An 18359-nucleotide genomic window follows, 5' to 3' on the forward strand; every position below is an offset into this window, starting at 1 on the left:
GCGGACGGCCGGTCAGGTCGTCCGCCCACCGCGCACCGGGCCGGTCCTACGGCGGCTCAGCCGGGGAACATCACGCCGGTGACGTCGACGAAGATGCCGGTGACGCCGCCGGCGTGGTCGGAGGCGACGAAGACGGCGGTGGCCGCGATCTCGGCGGGCGTCGGGTCGCGGCGGGTCATCCGCAGGCCGGCCCGGTCGGCGAGCGGCCCCCGGAGGGCGGCGTCGTCGAGGGACAGGTCGGCGTTGACGGCGCTCAGCTTCTTCCGGGTCAGCGTCTCGGGCACGCCGGCCGCCCACAGTCCCACACCGCCCGCACTCCGCGCGGACCGAGTTCGATGGCCAGGTCGCGCACCAGGGTGTCGGTCGCGGCGTCCGCGGCGCCGGTGCCGCCCGTCATCGGACTGCCGTGCGCGGAACCACTGTTGAGGGTGAGGATCACCCCGGAGCCGCGTCCGGCCATCCGGCGGGCGGCGGCCCGGGCCGCCCGATGTCGTCGATCAGCCCCGCGACGCTCACCCCGGCGGGGGCCTGCCGCTCCCGGTACGCCCGCTGCCGGCAGGCGGCGGAGCAGTGGACGGAGCTGCGTCCCGTACGGCCCGCGCGCGCCGCGAGCGGCTTGCCGCAGCTGCGGCAGACGTCTTCGGCCACGGGTACCTCCGGGAGTCGCGTCACGCGGGGACGGGGCGACGCCACAAGGCGGACGCCCGCCGCACGTCCCACCGGGCGCCGGACATCCCGCCCGCCTCATCCGGAACGCATCGAGGGCGCCGGCCACACCCCCGTACGGCCGTCGGCGCGTACGCGGGGCGGGGTCGGCGCCCTCGTCGGAGCGCACGGCCGGACCGGAGCCCGGCCCCTTCCGGGGCTTTCGCCCGGGTCAGGCCTTCGCCCTGGCCCTCTCCTTGGGCTGACGGTCCGTGGACTTGTCCAGGACCATCACGAGACCCGCGATGATCCCGAACAGGGCGAGCGGGGCCAGCACGTAGAGGCCCAGCGTCTCGATGACGCTGAGGCCCTTGCCGGGGTCGTCGCCGTCGTCGCGGGTCAGCGCGAGCGCGGGAGACGTCATGAGCAGCATCATCAGCGTCGTACCGGCAGCCAGGGCGCCGGCGCGCAGGGCGTTCTTCTTGTCCACAGGGCCAACGTAGCGAACGGCCGCGCGGGGCGCGCGTCCGGGGGGTGCCGTACGGGGGCGGCGGGACGGTCCCGCGGCCCCGGTCACATGCCCGTCCCCGGTGCCTGCTCCCGCAGGACGTCCATCAGCGCGTGCAGCCTGGGCGAGGCCGCCAGCTCCTCCAGGGTCACCGGCCGGCCCTCCGCGTCGGCGATCGGCAGACGCCAGTTCGGGTACTGGTCCCACGTCCCCGGCAGGTTCTGCGGACGCCGGTCGCCGACCGTGTCCGGCAGCCACACGCCGACCATGCGCGCGGGGGTTCCGAGCAGGAAGCGGTGGACCGCCTGGACCTCGGCCTCCTCGGAGGAGGCGCTCGCGCCGCCGGTCCCTCGCAGCAGCCCCAGCCGGGCCAGCACCTCCAGCCACTCACCGATGTCGGCCGCCGCCTCCGCGCGCTCCTCTTCCAGCGGACGGGTCAACAGACCCAGGCGGTCGCGGAGTTCGACGTGCTCACCGGTGAGACGGGCCGCCGTGGACGGCAGGTCGTGGGTGGTGGCGGTGGCCAGGCAGTCGGAGCGCCAGCGGTCGGGCGCCAGCGGTCGGCCGTCGCCCTCCCAGTCGCGCTCGAACCACAGCACCGAGGTGCCGAGGACCCCGCGCTCGCGCAGCGTCTCGCGCACCCCGGGCTCGACGGTGCCGAGGTCCTCCCCGATCACCAGCGCCCCCGCCCGCGAGGCCTCCAGCACCAGGACGGCGAGCATGGCCTCGGCGTCGTAGCGGACGTAGGTGCCCTCGGTGGGCGGCAGGCCCTGGGGGACCCACCACAGGCGGAACAGGCCCATGACGTGGTCGATGCGCAGGGCGCCCGCGAATCGGAAGAGGGCGCGCAGCAGCCGCCGGAACGGCGCGTAGCCCGACTCGGCCAGCCGGTCGGGGCGCCAGGGCGGCAGACCCCAGTCCTGGCCGCGCGCGTTGAAGGCGTCCGGCGGGGCGCCCACCGACATCCCGGCGGCGAAGTACTCCTGCTGCGCCCAGGCGTCGGCGCCCTGCGGGTGCACCCCGACCGCGAGGTCGTGCACGATCCCGACCGGCATCCCGGCCTCGCGCGCGACGCGCTGGGTGGCGGTGAGCTGGGCGTCGGTGAGCCAGGCGAGCCACGACCAGAAGTCGACCCGGTCCAGCAGCTCGGTGCGGGCGCGCCGCGTCTCGGCGGAGCGGGGGTCGCGCAGGCCGGCGGGCCACCGGTGCCAGTCCGGGCCGTGCACCTCCGCGAGCGCGCACCAGGTGGCGTGGTCCTCCAGGGCCTGGCCCTCGCGGGCGAGGAAGTCGGCGTAGGCGGCGCGGCGGCCGGGCCCGAGCGGCACCTCGCGGACCAGCTCCAGCGCCTCCCGCTTGAGCTGCCACACGGCGTCCCGGTCGATCAGCGCGTCCTTGTCCAGCACCGACTCTCGCAGCCGGCCGGCCCGCTCCAGCAGGACGCGCACCCGGTCGGCGCCCGCACCGCCTGCGCCGTCCGGTCCGGCGGCCCGGTCCGTGACGTACGCGAACTCGGGGATGTCCTCGATCCGCAGGTGCACCGGGTCGGGGAAGCGGCGTGAGGAGGGGCGGTAGGGGGACGGATCGGTGGGGGTGCCGAGCACCGCCGCGTGCAGCGGGTTGACCTGCACGAATCCGGCTCCGAGGGCACGGCCGGCCCAGCCGGCCAGCTCACCGAGGTCCCCGAGGTCGCCCATGCCCCAGGAGTGCCGCGAGAGCAGGGAGTAGAGCTGGACGAGCACGCCGTAGGAGCGTCCGGCGGGCGCGGGCAGCCGGGCCGGGGCGACGACGAGGTGGGCTTCGGCGGTGCGGCCGTCGGGTGCGAGCGCGGTCAGCCGGTGGACGCCGGGCGGGAGGTCGTCGGCTCCGGCGCGGGTCTCGCCCTGTTCGGTCTCCACCCGCAGCCGGGTGCCCTCGGGCAGCGCGTCGAGCGCGTCGGGGGCGGCACCGGCCCAGCACACCACCGTCGGCGGGAGCAGCCGGGCCGCCAGTTCGGCCTCGCGGGCGGCGAGGGCGGCCCGGGTGGCCTCGGGGGTGCCGGTGTCGACGCCGAGAGCGGCGAGGGTGTGGGTGACCGCGGTGGCCGAGGCGGCGACGGTGCGGCCCGGGGAGGGACTGTAGGAGGTGGCGACGCCGTGCAGCCCGGCGAGCCGGGTCAGGTCCTCGCCGGGGAGTACGGCCGGCCCGGGTGCGGTCATCTACAGCTCCGGGTGGTCGAGATCCGGGTGGGCGGCGGGCTCACTGGTCAGCGCCGAAGCCTCGGACAGCGGCGGCTCGCTGGTGAGCGGCTCGGCGTCGGGCAGCGGCGGCTCGCTGGTGAGCGGGGCCTCGGCGCGGTCGCCCTCCGCGCTGAGGACGCACAGGTGCGCCTCGGGTTCGGCGGGCGTCTCCGGTTTGGAGAGGGCCGAGAGCAGAAGGTGTGCCGATGCGGCCACAGGGGCCTCCTTGTCGGGTACGACGGCGGTCACCGCAGCCCTACCCAGCGGACGCGGCAGCAGACGTGCGGAACACAACAACGTGCGACTGGTCACATTCTGCACCTTTGGCCCCACCTTCCCGGGTCGGCCTCGCCCTCCCCGGCGGCCTTCCGGCCGACCGACCGGCGCCAGCTATTCACTCAGTACATGTATCGAGTGCATAATGATCGCCATGAGCACCCGCCACATCCTGCTGGGGCTGCTCGCCTCGGGGCCGAGCCATGGCTACGACCTCAAGCGACGCCACGACGAACGATTCCCGCAGGCCCGCCCGCTGGCCTACGGGCAGGTCTACACGACCCTGCAACGCCTGGTCCGTGACGGTCTCGCCGAGATCGACGGCACCGACGCCGACGGCGGGCCCGAGCGGACGAAGTACCGGTCCACGGCCGAGGGCAACCGCGAACTGGCCCACTGGGCCGGGGAGATCGCCCCGCCCGCGCCCTTCGTCACCAACGAGATCTTCGCCAAGGTCGTCGTCTCGATCCTCACCGGCGGCGACCCGGACGCCTATCTCAGAGCCCAGCGCACCGCCCACATGGAGCGGATGCGCCAGCTCACGGCCCTCAAGACGGCCACCGGCACGGACCTCTCGACCGTGCTCTCGGCGGACTACGCCCTCAACCACCTCGACGCCGACCTCCGTTGGATGACCACCACGGCGGCCCGGCTCACCACCCTGACCGCGGAGGTCGACACAGCATGAGCAACGGGGAGAACACGGCACCGCTGCTGGCCGCCCACGGTCTCGTCAGGACGTACGGCAGGACCGAGGCCCTGCGCGGCGCCTCGGTCGAGCTGCACGCGGGCGAGATCCTCACCGTCACCGGGGCGAGCGGCAGCGGGAAGTCCACACTGCTCCACTGCCTCGCGGGCATCGTCCGCCCCGACGCGGGCTCGGTGACGTACGGCGGACGGCGGCTGGACCGGCTGCCCGAGGACCGGCTGAGCGAGCTGCGCCGCACCGACTTCGGTCTGGTCTTCCAGTTCGGCCAGCTGATCCCGGAACTGACCGTCCTCGACAACGTGGCGCTGCCGCTGATGCTCGCGGGCACCTCCCGCGCCGAGGCCCACGCCGGGGCCGGTGAGTGGCTGGAACGGTTCGGGGTGTGCGGACAGGCGGGGCTGCGGCCCGGGGAGCTGAGCGGCGGCCAGGCCCAGCGGGCCTCGCTGGCCCGGGCCCTGGTCACCGGCCCGAAGGTGGTCTTCGCCGACGAGCCGACCGGGGCGCTGGACTCGCTGGCGAGCGAGCAGGTGATGACGGCGCTGGTGCACACGGCCCGCGAGTGCGGCGCCGCCGTGCTGCTGGTCACGCACGACGCCCAGGTGGCCGCCTACGCGGACCGCGAGGTGCGTCTCGCCGACGGCGCCGTGTCCCCGCTGGAGGTGACCGCGTGACGAGCGTCCGCTCCGATCTGCGCCTGGCCCGGCAGCTCACCCGCGGCTCCGACCGCGGCGAGTGGTGGCGCGTGTCGCTCACCGCGGCCGGCTCGGCGCTCGCGACCGCGTTCGCCCTGGCCGCGGTGATCCTGGCCTCCCTCCGCGGCTTCCACGCCCTGCCCTTCGGCGGCGGCCTGCTGAACGGGCCCGGCCAGCGCTCGGGGGCCATCGTCGTCCTGCTGCTCCTGCTGGTACCGGTGCTCGGCTTCCTGGGCCAGTGCGCGCGCATCGGCGCGGTGCACCGCGACCGGCGGCTGGCCGCGCTGCGGCTGGCCGGGGCGACACCCGCGCAGGTGCGGCGGATCGCGGCGCTGGAGAGTGGTCCGGCCTGCCTGTTCGGCTCGGCGCTCGTCAGCGTCGCGGCGGTCGCCTGCGTGCTGGGCCTGTGGGACCACCCGTCCGGCCTCACCTGGGCCGGGATCGCGGCCGTCGCCCTCGGCGTGCCCGTGCTGGGCACCGCGGTGGGCGTGCCGGCGCTGCGCCGGGTCGTCGCCGAGCCGTTGGGCTCCGTACGACGGGTGCGGCCGGAGTCGGGGCGCGGACCGGGACTGCTGTTCGCGGGGGCGGTGCTGCTCGTGGCGGTGGTCGCCGCGGGCGCCGTGACCGGCACGTCCGCCGGTCACGGGAGTACGCGGGGATACGTACGGGCGCCGCTGCTGGCCGTCGGGCTGCTGTCGGCGGCCGGAGCGGGCGGGGTCCTGCTCGCCGGGGCCTCGGCCGGGCTCGCCGGCCGGCTGCTCTCCCGGCGGGCGCGGACCGCTGTGACGCTGATCGCGGCGGAACGACTGCGCGACGACCCGTGGGCGGCGGCCCGCACCCACGCCGCCGTCCTCCTGGTGACGGTGAGCGCAACGGCCTTCGTGGGGGTCCGGCGGACACTCCTCGCCGACCTCCACGGCATGGACCGTGCGGGGCGCCTCGGGGGGCACATGTCCTTCTACACCACGGGGCTGAACCTGACGGGCGCCGCGATCCTCCTCGCTCTGGCGATCGCCCTGTCCGGTCTCGCCGTCGGCACCGCCGAGTCACTGGCCGGCCGCCGCCGGGGCCTGGCCGCGCAGAGCGCCGCCGGCGTGCCGCACGGGGTGCTGGCCCGGGCGCTGCTCCTGGAGACGGCGCTGCCGCTCGCCCCGGCCGTCCTGGTGGCGGGCGCCGGCGGCATGACGGTCGGCGCCTGGTACGCGTCGATCGCCACCGAGTACACCGACCCGGCCGTGCCGTACGCGGCTCTCCTGGTCCCCGTCGTGGTCTACGCGGCCTGCCTGGCGGCCGCGGCGACGTCCCTGCCCCTGCTGCGCCGAGCGGTACGGCCGGGGGAACTGCGGCAGGGGTAGAGGGCGGGGGCTCGGGCTCCCCCCCGGGGGCATGCGCCCGGGTTCCAGGGGGACGTGGGCCTCGGCTCGTGGGAGGCGTGCGCCGGGGCTCCAGGGGTCGGTGCGGGGCCAGGTCGGCCGCCCGGCGCGCACCGCGCCTCAGCCCCAGCCGCCGCGTATCACCGCGACTGGCGCACGCGTCCCCGCACGCCCCCGCGCCTCAACGCACACCGGTACCTCACCGCGCACCGGCAACCCACCGCACCTCGCCGCGCACCGCGCTCCCCCGGAGCCACCCGTGCGAAAGCCCGGATGTTCAGGCGGAGATGCCGTCGATCCGGGCCAGGGCGTCGTCCGCGCCGAACGGCTGCAGGTACGGCATCCAGCGGGGGTCCCGGTGGCCCGTGCCGATGATGCGCCAGGCCAGGCCGTTGGGCGGGGCGGGTTTGTGGCGCAGCCGCCAGCCGATCTCGACGAGATGGCGGTCGGCCTTCACGTGGTTGCAGCGGCGGCAGGACGCCACCACGTTGTCCCAGACGTGCTTGCCCCCGCGGCTGCGCGGGATGACGTGGTCGACGCTGGTTGCGACGCCACCGCAGTACATGCACCGGCCCCCGTCACGCGCGAAGAGCGCCCGGCGGGTCAGAGGAACGGGCCCCCGATAGGGAACCCGGACGAATCGCTTGAGCCGGACCACGCTGGGTGCGGGGACTGTGACGGTGGCGCTGTGCATGAAGGCGCCGGATTCCTCGAGGGAGACCGCCTTGTTCTCCAGGACGAGGACGAGCGCGCGACGGAGCGGTACGACGCCGAGGGGCTCGTACGACGCGTTGAGGACCAGGACATGCGGCACGGATGGCCTCCTTGTACGCCGGCGGCGCGTGGCTCGCGCCGGGACGATCCGTAGTCAGTCTCCCCTCTTGCCTGGTGGAAGCGCCACCATGTCCCGGTAACGGGCTGGGAGTGTTTTCGACCACACGGTGGTACATGCCCAGGTGAGCACGGTCTCTCCCCCGGACATCGCACCGATCCACACACGATGCACCGTTAGTGTGGTGGGTCTGCCGCCCGGTGACCTTTTCGTGACCTTGACCACCCGCCGGGTGCGGAAGCGCAGCACCTGGAGGTACCTGCCGTGTCCTTGTCCGCCGTCCTGCTCGCCGTCGGCTCCTCGCCGACGCCGACCCCGTCCGAGTCGACGACCCCGGCCGTCCCCTCGCTCCAGGACGCCCAGGAGAGTGCGACCAACGCCGCCAGCTGGGTCGAGCAGAACTGGTCCACGTGGCTCGCGATCGGGCTCAGGGTCCTGCTGATCCTGGTGATCGCGGGTGTGCTGAGAGTGATGGTGCGGCGCGCGATCACCAAGCTCATCGATCGCATGACCCGGACCGTGCAGGCCGTCGACGGCACGGCGCTGGGCGGGCTGCTGGTCAACGTGGAGCGCCGGCGCCAGCGCTCGCAGGCCATAGGGTCCGTCCTGCGCTCGGTGGCGAGTTTCCTGATCCTCGGCACGGCCGCGCTGATGATCCTCGGCACCTTCCAGATCAACCTGGCCCCGCTGCTGGCCTCGGCCGGTGTGGCGGGTGTCGCGATCGGTTTCGGCGCCCGCAACCTGGTGACGGACTTCCTCTCCGGTGTCTTCATGATCCTGGAGGACCAGTACGGCGTGGGCGACTCGATCGACGCGGGTGTCGCCTCCGGCGAGGTCATCGAGGTCGGCCTGCGGGTGACCAAGCTGCGCGGTGACAACGGCGAGATCTGGTACGTCCGCAACGGCGAGGTCAAGCGGATCGGCAACCTCTCCCAGGGCTGGGCGACGGCGGGCGTCGACGTGACCGTGAAGGCGTCCGAGGACCTGGACCGGGTCAAGGCCACGCTCGACGAGGTCGCCGAGAAGATGAGCAAGGAGGAGCCCTGGAACGAGCTCCTGTGGGGGCCGATCGAGGTCCTGGGTCTGGACAGCGTGCTGCTGGACTCGATGGTCGTGCACGTCTCCGCGAAGACGATGCCGGGCAAGTCCCTGACCGTCGCCCGCGAACTGCGCTGGCGCGTCAAGCGGGCCTTCGACGCGGCCGACATCCGCATCGTGGGCGGGGCGACGGCCCAGCCCGAGGAGGGGGAGGCCGCCGCGGACACGGCGGTCGCGGCCGTGGCGGCCCCGTCGGTGTACTCCAACGCCGACTCCCCCCAGTCGGCGGCGGCCTCTCCGATCGTGGCCCCGCGCCCGGCGGCGAAGTAGGAACGCGACGGGGGCCGGTGACCGGCCCCCGCGAGTAACGTGCGGCCCCCGCAGGTAACGAGTCTGTTGCCTCGGGGGCTGTCCCTATTGACGGCTTATTCCCCCTGGGCTTACGTTCCTGCCACCCGATAGGAAACTTTCCTAACAGTGATCTTCGAACGGTCCCTCCGTGATCACCCGTGGACGAACCCACCAGGTCACTGAGAAGCTGTACGGCCGAGAGGCAGGTGTCGACCCCATGGCAGGAACCGCCGGTACGCCGGGCACCCCGCGCGTCCTGCGCGCCATGAACGACCGGGCCGCTCTGGACCTGCTGCTGGCGCACGGGCCGCTGTCCCGCACCCGGATCGGCAAACTCACCGGCCTCTCCAAGCCGACCGCCTCGCAGCTGCTGGCCCGTCTGGAGTCGGCGGGGCTGGTCCTGGCCACCGGCACCACGGAGGGCCGGCCGGGCCCCAACGCCCAGCTCTACGAGGTCAACCCGGCGGCCGCGTACGCCGCCGGACTGGACGTCACCCCCGAACGCATCCTCGCCGCCGTGGCCGACGTCACCGGCCGCACCATCGGCCGGTACGAACTGCCCACCCCCGGCAGGCGCACCGGCACCCCGGTCGTCCAGCAGGTCACCGACGCCCTCGACGGCGCGGTGAAGGCGGCCGGCCTGGCCCGGGACGACGTGCACCGGCTCGTCATCGGCACCCCCGGCGCCTTCGACCCCAACACCGGCCGTCTGCGCTACGCCTCCCACCTCCCCGGCTGGCACACCCCGGCGCTGCTCGACGAGCTCGCCGCCACGCTGCCGATGCCGGTGGAGTACGAGAACGACGTCAACCTCGTGGCCGTGGCCGAGCAGCGGCTCGGTGCCGCCCGCGGACACGGCGACTTCGTACTGCTGTGGAACGAGGGGGGCCTGGGCGCGGCCCTGGTCCTCGGCGGGCGGCTGCACCGGGGCTGGACCGGCGGCGCCGGCGAGGTCGGCTTCCTGCCGGTGCCGGGCACTCCCCTGGTCCGGCAGGTCACCAAGGCCAACAGCGGTGGCTACCAGGAGCTGGCCGGTTCGCAGGCGATCCCCAAGCTGGCCCGCCGGATGGGGGTCGAGGAGATCCCGTCCGGCCCCTACGCCGAGGTCGCGGCCGCACTCGTGGCCCGCGCCGCGCAGGCGGACGACGGTCCCGACCGCCGGCTCCTGGAGACGTACGCGACGCATCTCGCGACCGGTCTCGCCTCCCTCGTGTCCGTCCTCGACCCCGAACTCGTCGTCCTCAGCGGCGCCTCACTGACCGCGGGCGGCGAGACGCTGCGCGCGCTGGTGCAGGCCGAACTGGAGGAGCTGGCCGCCTCCCGGCCCCGGCTCGTCGTGGGCGACGTCCGTGAACACCCCGTGGTGCGCGGCGCGCTGGAGAGCGCGCTGGCCACCACCCGCGACGAGGTCTTCGACACCTCGCGCTGAGCCCGCCCGCACACCCACCGACCGTCACCGTCAGGTCCCGGCCCCGCACGGACCGCCCTCTTCGTCCCGTCCCTGCCCCGCCCTGTCCTAGGGAGACCTCGTCATGCCCGGAACATCCCGCAAAGTGGCCGTCGCACTGGCCGCCTCCGCCTCCTTGGCCCTTCTCGCCACCGCCTGTACCGGCCAGTCGGACTCCGGCGCGAGCGACGACGCGTCGAAGGAGACGACCATCAACTTCTGGCACGCCTGGAGCGCGCCGGGAGAGGTGAAGGGCGTCAAGGACCTGATCGCCGGCTTCGAGAAGGCGCACCCCAACATCCACGTGAACGTCGTCGGCAACATGACCGACGACAAGATCAACCAGGCGCTGCGCACGGGCGGTGAGAAGGCGCCCGACGTGATCTCCTCCTTCACCACCAACAACGTCGGCAAGTTCTGCTCCTCTGGTGCCCTGGTCGACCTCAACCCGTTCTTCAAGAAGGCCGGGATAGACCCGGAGACGACCTTCCCCCGGGCGATGAACGAGTACACCCAGTTCGACGGCAACCGCTGCAGCGCACCGCTGCTCGGCGACGCGTACGGGCTGTACTACAACAAGACGGCCTTCGCGAAGGCCGGGATCAAGAGCCCGCCGAAGACCTGGTCGGAGTTCGAGGCGGACGCCAAGAAGCTGACGATCCCGCAGGGCGACAGCTTCAAGCAGCTCGGCTTCATGCCCGACTACCACGGCTGGGAGTCGACGACCGAGCACTACCTCGGCCAGTTCTCCCCGACGTACTTCGACCGGAGCGGCAAGTCGGCCGTGGCCAAGGACCCGGCTTTCGCGGCCGGGTTCACCCTGCAGAAGAAGCTCGTCGACGAACTCGGCGGCTTCAAGAAGCTGGAGACCTACCGCTCCAAGCTCGGCGACGAGTGGGGCCCCAAGCACCCCTTCCACACCGGTCAGGTCGCGATGCAGCTGGACGGCGAGTGGCGGCTGGGCATGGCCGTCGACGCCAAGCCGGACTTCGAGATCGGCGTCGCCCCGCTGCCCGTGCCCGACAACCAGGCCGACCAGTACGGCAAGGGCTACATCACCGGCACCATCACCGGCATCGCCGCCACCAGCAAGAAGCAGAACGCGGCCTGGGAGCTGGTGAAGTACATCACCACCGACACGGACGCGGTGGTGAACTTCTCCAACGCCATCCACAACGTGCCCTCCACGCTGGCGGCCCTGAAGTCCCCGAAGCTGAAGTACGACCCGCGCTTCAAGACGTTCCTGGACATCGCCGCGAACCCGAACTCCACCACCTCCCCCGCCTCCATCAACGGCGGCGTGTACCTGGTGACGATCCAGAACTTCGGCTACGACTACGAGAGCGGCAAGGTCAGCGACCTCAAGGCGGGCCTGAAGAAGACCGCCGCGCAGATCGACACGGACATCGCGCAGGCGAAGTAGCGACGACGATGAGCACCATCACCCTGGCGTCGAAGCGCCGCAGGTCGGCGCTTCGCACACTCGCCTTCATGTCGCCCTGGCTGGTCGGCTTCACGGTCTTCTTCGCCTATCCGCTGCTGTCGACCGTCTACTTCTCGTTCATGCACTACGACGGCTTCAAGCCGCCGACGTGGAGCGGTACGAAGAACTGGAAGTACGTCTTCGAGCACTACCCGCTCTTCTGGCCCGCCCTGCGCAACACCCTGTGGCTGGTCCTCGTCACGGTCACCCTCCGGGTGGTCTTCGGACTGGGCGTGGGCCTGCTGATCACGAAGATCAAGACGGCCACGGGGGTCTTCCGCACCCTCTTCTACCTGCCCTACCTGGCGCCGCCGGTGGCGGCCACCATGGCCTTCGCCTTCCTCCTCAACCCCGGTACGGGGCCGGTCAACTCCATCCTGGAGAAGTTCGGCATACCTGCCCCGGGCTGGTTCAACGACCCCGCCTGGTCCAAGCCGGCGCTCACCCTGCTCGCGCTGTGGGGCATCGGCGACCTGATGGTCATCTTCATGGCCGCGCTGCTCGACGTACCGACGGAGCAGTACGAGGCGGCGGAGCTGGACGGCGCTTCGGCCTGGCAGCGCTTCCGGTACGTCACGCTCCCGAACATCTCCCCCATCGTGATGTTCGCCGTCGTGACGGGCGTGATCCAGGCGATGCAGTACTACACACAGCCCCTGATCGCGGGGAAGGTCGCCTCGGGCGTGATCCAGGGCGCGGGCACGCAGTTCGAGCCCGGCTACCCGGACAAGTCCACCCTCACCCTCCCCCAGCTCGTCTACAACCTCGGCTTCCAGCGCTTCGACTACGGCTCCGCGTGCGTGGTGGCCCTGGTGCTGTTCGTCCTGTCGATGGCGTTCACCGCGTTCCTGATGCGGCGCCGTGGCGGTCTCATCCAGGCAGGTGACTGATGACTCAAGTACTCGACAAGCCGCTGGAGTTGACCACTCCCGTCTCTCCCGCCGAGCGCACCGCCCGCCGCCGGGCCGTGCTGGAGTGGATCGCGATCCACTCACTGGGCCTGGCCGTCGCGCTGTTCTTCACGCTGCCGTTCGTGTTCGTGCTGCTGACCTCGCTGATGAGCGACTCCCAGGCGCTCAGCCGCGACCTGATCCCGCACACCTGGGAGTGGGGCAACTACCGGAAGGTCTTCGACACTCCGGGCTTCCTCACCTGGTGGAGGAACACGCTGGTCTACGCGGGTCTCGGCACCGTCCTCACCGTCGTGTCGTCGATCCCGGTGGCGTACGCGCTCGCGAAGTTCCGCTTCCGCGGGCGGAACCTGTCGCTGATGCTGGTGATCTCGATGATGATGCTGCCGCCTCAGGTCGTCATCATCCCGATGTACCTGTTCTGGGCCAAGCAGCTGGACCTGTCGGGCACGCTGTGGCCGCTGATCATCCCGATGGCCTTCGGTGACGCGTTCTCCATCTTCCTGCTGCGCCAGTTCCTGATGACCATCCCGAACGAGTACCTGGACGCGGCGAAGGTGGACGGCTGCGGCGACCTGCGCACCCTGCTGCGGATCGTCCTGCCGATGGCGCGGCCGGGCATCGCCGCGGTCGCCCTGTTCCAGTTCTTCTACGCCTGGAACGACTACTTCGGCCCGCAGATCTACGCGTCCGAGAACACGGCGGCCTGGACGCTGAGTTACGGCCTGGAGTCCTTCAAGGGCGCGCACCACACCGACTGGAACCTCACCATGGCCGCCACCGTGCTGGTCATGGCCCCCGTGATCCTCGTGTTCTTCTTCGCCCAGAAGGCGTTCGTCGAGGGTGTCACGCTCACCGGAGTAAAGGGTTAGCTGCATGAAACTCACCGTGGTCGGCGGAGGCTCGACCTACACACCGGAACTCATCGACGGCTTCGCGCGGCTCAGGGACACCCTGCCCATCGAGGAACTCGTCCTCGTGGACCCGGCCCCCGAACGCCTGGAGCTGGTGGGCGGACTGGCCCGCCGCATCTTCGCCCGGCAGGGCCACCCCGGCAGGATCGTCACGACCGACGACCTGGACGCGGGCGTCGACGGGGCCGACGCGGTGCTCCTCCAGCTGCGTGTCGGCGGGCAGGCCGCCCGCGAGCAGGACGAGACCTGGCCGCTGGAGTGCGGCTGCGTCGGGCAGGAGACGACCGGCGCGGGCGGCCTGGCCAAGGCGCTGCGCACGGTCCCGGTCGTCCTCGACATCGCCGAACGGGTCCGCCGGGCCAACCCGGACGCCTGGATCATCGACTTCACCAACCCGGTCGGCATCGTCACCCGCGCCCTGCTCCAGGCCGGCCACAAGGCGGTCGGGCTGTGCAACGTGGCGATCGGCTTCCAGCGCAGGTTCGCCGGGCTGCTCGGGGTGACCCCGGCCGACATCCACCTCGACCACGTGGGCCTCAACCACCTCACCTGGGAGACCGGCGTACGGCTCGGCGGCCCCGAGGGAGAGGACGCGCTGCCCCGGCTGCTGGCCCAGCACGGCGAGGCGATCGCCGCCGACCTGCGGCTGCCCGGCTCGCTCCTGGACCGCCTCGGCGTGGTCCCGTCGTACTACCTGCGCTACTACTACGCCCACGACGAGGTCGTCGGGGAACTGCGCACCAAGCCGTCCCGCGCCGCGGAAGTGGCGGAGATGGAAAGGCAGTTGCTGAAGATGTACGGCGATCCGGCGCTCGACGAGAAGCCGGCGCTGCTCGCGAAGCGGGGCGGCGCCTACTACTCGGAGGCGGCCGTGGACCTCGCCGCCGGGCTGCTGGGCGGTGGCGGCAGCCCCTACCAGGTGGTGAACACCTACAACCGGGGCACGCTGCCCTTCCTGCCCGACGACGCGGTGATCGAGGTGCAGGCGGCGGTGGGCCCCAAGGGCACCACCCCGCTGCCCGTGGCGCCCGTCGACCCCCTGTTCGCGGGCCTGACGGCGAACGTGACGGCCTACGAGGACCTGGCCCTGGACGCGGCGCTGCGCGGCGGCCGCGACCGGGTGTTCCGGGCGCTGCTCGCCCACCCCCTCGTGGGGCAGCACGCGTACGCGGACGCCCTGACCGACCAGCTGATCGCACACAACCGGGAGCACCTCGCGTGGGCATGACCGCACGTGTCCTCGCCGTCGACGCGGGCAACAGCAAGACCGACGTGGCGGTGGTGGCGGCCGACGGGACCGTCCTCGCCACGGCCCGCGGGGGTGGCTTCCGGCCGCCCGCGGTCGGCGTCGAGGAGGCGGTGGACACCCTCGCGGAGGCCGTGTCGCGGGCCTTCGCGGACGCCGGGACCGACACGGCCGAGCATGTGTCGGCCTGTCTCGCCAACGCCGACTTCCCCGTGGAGGAGGAGCGGCTCGCGGCGGCGCTGGAGGCGCGCGGCTGGGGCGCGAGCGTCGAGGTGCGCAACGACACGTTCGCGATCCTGCGGGCGGGCATCACCGAGCCGCGCGGCGTGGCCGTGGTCTGCGGCGCGGGCATCAACTGCGTCGGCATGCTCCCCGACGGGCGTACCGCCCGCTTCCCCGCGCTCGGCCGGATGTCCGGCGACTGGGGCGGCGGCTGGGGCCTGGCGGAGGAGGCGTTGTGGCACGCGGCCCGCGCGGAGGACGGCCGCGGCGGCCCGACCGCGCTGGCCCGCACCCTGCCCGCCCATTTCGGCCTCGGCTCCATGCACGCCCTGGTGGAGGCGCTGCACCTGGAGCACATAGAGCACGACCGGCGGCACGAGCTGACGCCCGTGCTGTTCGAGACGGCGGCCGGCGGGGACCTGGTCGCCCGAGCGGTCGTCGACCGCCTGGCCGACGAGGTGGTGGCGATGGCCACGGTGGCACTGACCCGGCTGGGGCTGCTCGAGGAGGAGACACCGGTCCTGCTGGGCGGCGGCGTCATGGCCGCCCGTCATCCGCAACTGGAGGACGGCATAAGGGAGTTGCTGGCCGCCAGGGCACCGAAGGCGGTGCCCCGCGTGGTGACCGCGCCGCCGGTGCTGGGAGCGGTGCTGCTGGGGCTGGACCGGGTGGCCGCCGGAGCGGAGGTGCACGAGCGGGCGCGCGCCCACTTCGGGTAGCGCCCGTGCGCACGAGGGGCGCGCACACTTCGGGGGGCGCGCGCCCGCCCGCGCCCCCCGCCGGCGCTGGGAACCGAACCGATTCCACCGGCGTATTCATGGACAGGGGGGTGGCGCGAGGCGCGGCTTCGTGCCGGAATACCGTCAAGCACACTGCGATCCCATCAAGATCCAGTGAAGGCCGGTGCGCATGTCGGTGCCGGCGGTGATACTTGCGGCGACGGATGACCATGGGGGAGGTCAACAGTGACACACCCGACGAAGAGCAGCGCGGCGCCACCGCCGGGCCAGGGCGCGCCCACGATGCCGGCGATCCCGCCGCAGCCGGGCGGCCCCGCGCGCTCCCCCGTCGCGTCGCCGGCCGCCGCGCCCGCCCGCCGCACCGCCTTCGCCGAGGGTGTCGACCGGCTGCGCGCGGGTGCCGGCACCGAGCCCGGCCGGCTGCGCGTCATCGGGGCCTTCGTCGCCCTCCTGGTCGTCGCGTTCGGCGCCGTCACCGCCTGGCAGACCACCGAGCGGGCGGCCGCCGCCGACGACGTGCTGCACAAGAGCCAGCCCCTCAGCTCGGCCGCGGCCGCCATCTACCGTTCCCTCGCCGACGCCAACACGACCGCCTCCAGCGGCTTCCTCGCCGGCGGCCAGGAGTCGGCCGCCACCCAGGCCACCTACGAGCGGGACATCGACGCCGCCGCCTCGGGCCTGGTCCAGGCCGCCGCCAACTCCGACCCCGGCTCCCCGGCGGCGGAGACCATCGCCCGGCTCAACGAACTGCTGCCCCAGTACAAGGGCCTGGTCGAGCGGGCCCGGACGTACAACCGCCAGGGCTTCCCGGTCGGCGGCGCCTACCTGCGCTACGCGAACGAGAAGATGCAGAAGGAGATGCTCCCGAAGGCGCAGGATCTCTACACCAGGGAGAACCAGCGGCTGAGCGACGACTACGCCGACGCGACGCCCTACCCGTGGGCCGCCATCGGCCTCGGCGTGCTGGCGCTGGCCGCGCTGGCCTGGGCCCAGCACCGCAACTACCGGCGCACGAACCGGGTCCTGAACCACGGTCTGGTCGCCGCGACGGCCGGCGCCACGGTGGTCCTGCTGTGGCTGGTCGTCGGCCACACCGTCGCGCGGGCCGGCCTGCAGGACTCCTACGACCACGGCATCCGCTCACTCAACGTGCTCCAGGACGCCCGCATCGCCTCCCTGAAGGCCCGCGGCAACGAGAACCTGACGCTGGTGGCCCGCGGCGCCGAGACGGTCAAGGTGAACGGCAGGATCCTCGACGCCTACGACGTCGACTTCGACAAGGACATCGACACCCTCGGCAAGGGCCTCGCGGTGGCCGCGGGGCTCGCCGACGACCCGTCCGGTCGGCAGCCGGTCACGACGGCCGAGAGCAACATGACGGAGTGGAAGAAGCGACACGCCTCTGCCCGCGAGCAGGACGACAACGGCAACTACGAGCAGGCGCTGGAGCTGGTGATCGGCGCGAAGGGCGCCACCGGCGAGTGCTTCGCGAGCATCGACGCCAACCTCGACGCGGCGCTGAAGCACGAGCGGACCGAGTTCAGGCAGGCGGCCGGCGACGGTCTGGACGCGATGACCGGACTGCCGGCGGGCGCCGCCGTCCTCGCCCTGCTGGGCGCGGCGGGCGCCCTGCTGGGCATCGGGCGCAGGCTGTCGGAGTACCGGTGAAAGGGGGCGTGAGGATGCACGCGCGACACGTGCGGGCCAGTCTGCGGGGCTGGGGCGGGGTGGGTGCGATGGCGGTCGTCTGCGCCCTCGCGGTGGCCTTCGCCCTGCTGCTGCCGCTGACCCAGTCGCACGGCGACGGCAGCACGGGCACCTCGGGCCCCGGCCTGGCCCGCGCCGGCCAGGCCCGTGCCGGCAGCGCCTGCGACGACCCGGAGATCGAGAAGGCCCCGGAGAAGCAGACGCTGTCGCCGTCCGGCGCGGACGGGGACACCATCGCGAAGATCAAGGCCAGACCGGGCGAGAAGCGCAAGCTGGTCGTCGGCGTCGACCAGAACAGCTACCGCTGGGGCTACCGCAACCCGAACGCGGGCACGTCCGGGCAGCTGGAGGGCTTCGACATCGACCTGGTGCACCGCATCGCCCAGGACATACTCGGCAGCCCGGACGACGTCCAGTTCAAGGCGATCCCCACCAACCAGCGCATCCCGGCCCTGCAGAACGGCAGCGTCGACATGGTCGTGCGCACCATGAGCATCTCCTGCGACCGCCTGGACGACGTCGCCTTCTCCGCCCCCTACTTCAAGACGGGCCAGCAGGTGCTGGCCCCCAAGTCCTCCGGCATCACGGGCTACGACGGCTCGCTGGCGCACAAGAGGATCTGCACGGCGGCGGGCTCCATAGCCAACTCCCTGCTGCTCGCCGACAAGGGGCACCGGCTGGTCTCCTCCGCCGTCGTCGTCCCGCCCGTTCCCAACCAGCTCGACTGCCTGGTCCGGCTGCAGCTCGGCGAGGTCGACGCCGTGGTCACCGACGGCGCGCTCGCCGCGAGCCAGGCCGCCCAGGACCCGACGGTCGAGCTCAAGGGCGGCGCCTTCACCGACGAGTACTACGGCGTGGCGATGAACAAGGACGCCGACGACCTGGTGCGCCGGGTCAACCAGATCCTGGTGGACTACCGCAAGGACACCACCGACGGCTGGCAGGCCTCCTACGACCGGTGGCTGTCGGCCACACTGGACAAGGACTCGGCGAAGTCGGAGCCGCCCCCGCCGGTGTACCTGCGGACCGGCTGACGCCCCGCACCACCC

Annotated in this window: 17 protein-coding genes and 1 pseudogene; 12 read left to right on the plus strand and 6 right to left on the minus strand. The window is 72.7% G+C overall.

Annotated elements, in window-relative coordinates:
• Window positions 1–56: 56 nt before the first annotated feature.
• The 5 genes and pseudogenes from ABZT03_RS24240 to ABZT03_RS24260 all read right to left on the minus strand — a co-directional run.
• A pseudogene (locus ABZT03_RS24240) lies at window positions 57–481 on the minus strand (SDR family oxidoreductase); the annotation flags it as partial.
• The gene (locus tag ABZT03_RS24245) at window positions 436–648 is read right to left on the minus strand and encodes a hypothetical protein (protein WP_356042628.1); all 213 of its coding nucleotides are present in this window, start codon (window positions 646–648) and stop codon (window positions 436–438) included. The gene ABZT03_RS24245 and the pseudogene ABZT03_RS24240, both read right to left, overlap by 46 nt.
• Before the next feature lie 229 nt (window positions 649–877).
• Window positions 878–1135, minus strand: a complete 258-nt coding sequence (locus ABZT03_RS24250; protein WP_356042533.1) for a hypothetical protein — start codon at window positions 1133–1135, stop codon at window positions 878–880.
• A gap of 83 nt (window positions 1136–1218) precedes the next feature.
• Complete coding sequence (gene malQ, locus ABZT03_RS24255) at window positions 1219–3348, minus strand: 4-alpha-glucanotransferase (protein ID WP_356042535.1); 2130 nt, start codon at window positions 3346–3348, stop codon at window positions 1219–1221.
• Window positions 3349–3585, minus strand: a complete 237-nt coding sequence (locus tag ABZT03_RS24260; protein WP_356042537.1) for a hypothetical protein — start codon at window positions 3583–3585, stop codon at window positions 3349–3351.
• Window positions 3586–3799: 214 nt separating this feature from the next.
• Between ABZT03_RS24260 and ABZT03_RS24265 the strand changes: the two genes are divergently transcribed.
• From ABZT03_RS24265 to ABZT03_RS24275, 3 genes are read left to right on the plus strand one after another with little or no spacing between them, the layout of a single operon-like run.
• Complete coding sequence (locus ABZT03_RS24265) at window positions 3800–4333, plus strand: PadR family transcriptional regulator (protein WP_356042539.1); 534 nt, start codon at window positions 3800–3802, stop codon at window positions 4331–4333.
• Complete coding sequence (locus tag ABZT03_RS24270) at window positions 4330–5025, plus strand: ABC transporter ATP-binding protein (protein WP_356042540.1); 696 nt, start codon at window positions 4330–4332, stop codon at window positions 5023–5025. The genes ABZT03_RS24265 and ABZT03_RS24270 overlap by 4 nt, the downstream gene beginning before the upstream one ends.
• Window positions 5022–6401 (plus strand): FtsX-like permease family protein, encoded by a 1380-nt coding sequence (locus tag ABZT03_RS24275; RefSeq protein WP_356042542.1) that lies wholly within the window; start codon window positions 5022–5024, stop codon window positions 6399–6401. Before ABZT03_RS24270 ends, ABZT03_RS24275 begins: the two co-directional genes overlap by 4 nt.
• Before the next feature lie 295 nt (window positions 6402–6696).
• Here the strand turns inward: ABZT03_RS24275 and ABZT03_RS24280 are convergent, their stop codons facing one another.
• On the minus strand, window positions 6697–7233 hold the full coding sequence (locus ABZT03_RS24280) for an HNH endonuclease (protein ID WP_356042544.1): 537 nt from the start codon (window positions 7231–7233) through the stop codon (window positions 6697–6699).
• Between the two features lie 282 nt (window positions 7234–7515).
• Here ABZT03_RS24280 and ABZT03_RS24285 point away from each other — a divergent pair, with 282 nt between their 5' ends.
• From ABZT03_RS24285 to ABZT03_RS24325, 9 genes are all read left to right on the plus strand, one after another.
• Complete coding sequence (locus ABZT03_RS24285) at window positions 7516–8619, plus strand: mechanosensitive ion channel family protein (protein WP_356042546.1); 1104 nt, start codon at window positions 7516–7518, stop codon at window positions 8617–8619.
• 238 nt (window positions 8620–8857) lie between these two features.
• Entirely contained in the window at window positions 8858–10069 is a 1212-nt protein-coding gene (locus ABZT03_RS24290; RefSeq protein WP_356042548.1) for an ROK family transcriptional regulator, read from the plus strand.
• A 103-nt stretch (window positions 10070–10172) separates the two neighbouring features.
• Window positions 10173–11510, plus strand: a complete 1338-nt coding sequence (locus ABZT03_RS24295; protein WP_356042549.1) for an ABC transporter substrate-binding protein — start codon at window positions 10173–10175, stop codon at window positions 11508–11510.
• Window positions 11511–11518: 8 nt separating this feature from the next.
• On the plus strand, window positions 11519–12460 hold the full coding sequence (locus ABZT03_RS24300; RefSeq protein ID WP_356042550.1) for a sugar ABC transporter permease: 942 nt from the start codon (window positions 11519–11521) through the stop codon (window positions 12458–12460).
• Window positions 12460–13353: a carbohydrate ABC transporter permease gene (locus tag ABZT03_RS24305; RefSeq protein WP_356042551.1), complete on the plus strand. Its 894-nt coding sequence runs from the start codon at window positions 12460–12462 to the stop codon at window positions 13351–13353. Before ABZT03_RS24300 ends, ABZT03_RS24305 begins: the two co-directional genes overlap by 1 nt.
• A 4-nt stretch (window positions 13354–13357) precedes the next feature.
• Window positions 13358–14623 carry a 6-phospho-beta-glucosidase gene (locus ABZT03_RS24310; protein ID WP_356042553.1) on the plus strand — a complete coding sequence of 422 codons (1266 nt, stop codon included), beginning with the start codon at window positions 13358–13360 and terminating at the stop codon, window positions 14621–14623.
• The gene (locus ABZT03_RS24315; protein ID WP_356042554.1) at window positions 14614–15582 is read left to right on the plus strand and encodes a BadF/BadG/BcrA/BcrD ATPase family protein; all 969 of its coding nucleotides are present in this window, start codon (window positions 14614–14616) and stop codon (window positions 15580–15582) included. Before ABZT03_RS24310 ends, ABZT03_RS24315 begins: the two co-directional genes overlap by 10 nt.
• 246 nt (window positions 15583–15828) lie before the next feature.
• On the plus strand, window positions 15829–17271 hold the full coding sequence (locus ABZT03_RS24320; protein WP_356042555.1) for a hypothetical protein: 1443 nt from the start codon (window positions 15829–15831) through the stop codon (window positions 17269–17271).
• Between the two features lie 14 nt (window positions 17272–17285).
• Window positions 17286–18344, plus strand: a complete 1059-nt coding sequence (locus tag ABZT03_RS24325) for a glutamate ABC transporter substrate-binding protein (protein ID WP_356042556.1) — start codon at window positions 17286–17288, stop codon at window positions 18342–18344.
• Window positions 18345–18359: the final 15 nt, after the last annotated feature.

Origin of the sequence: Streptomyces sp. NPDC005574, from assembly GCF_040605435.1 — a bacterium.
GTDB lineage: Bacteria > Actinomycetota > Actinomycetes > Streptomycetales > Streptomycetaceae > Streptomyces.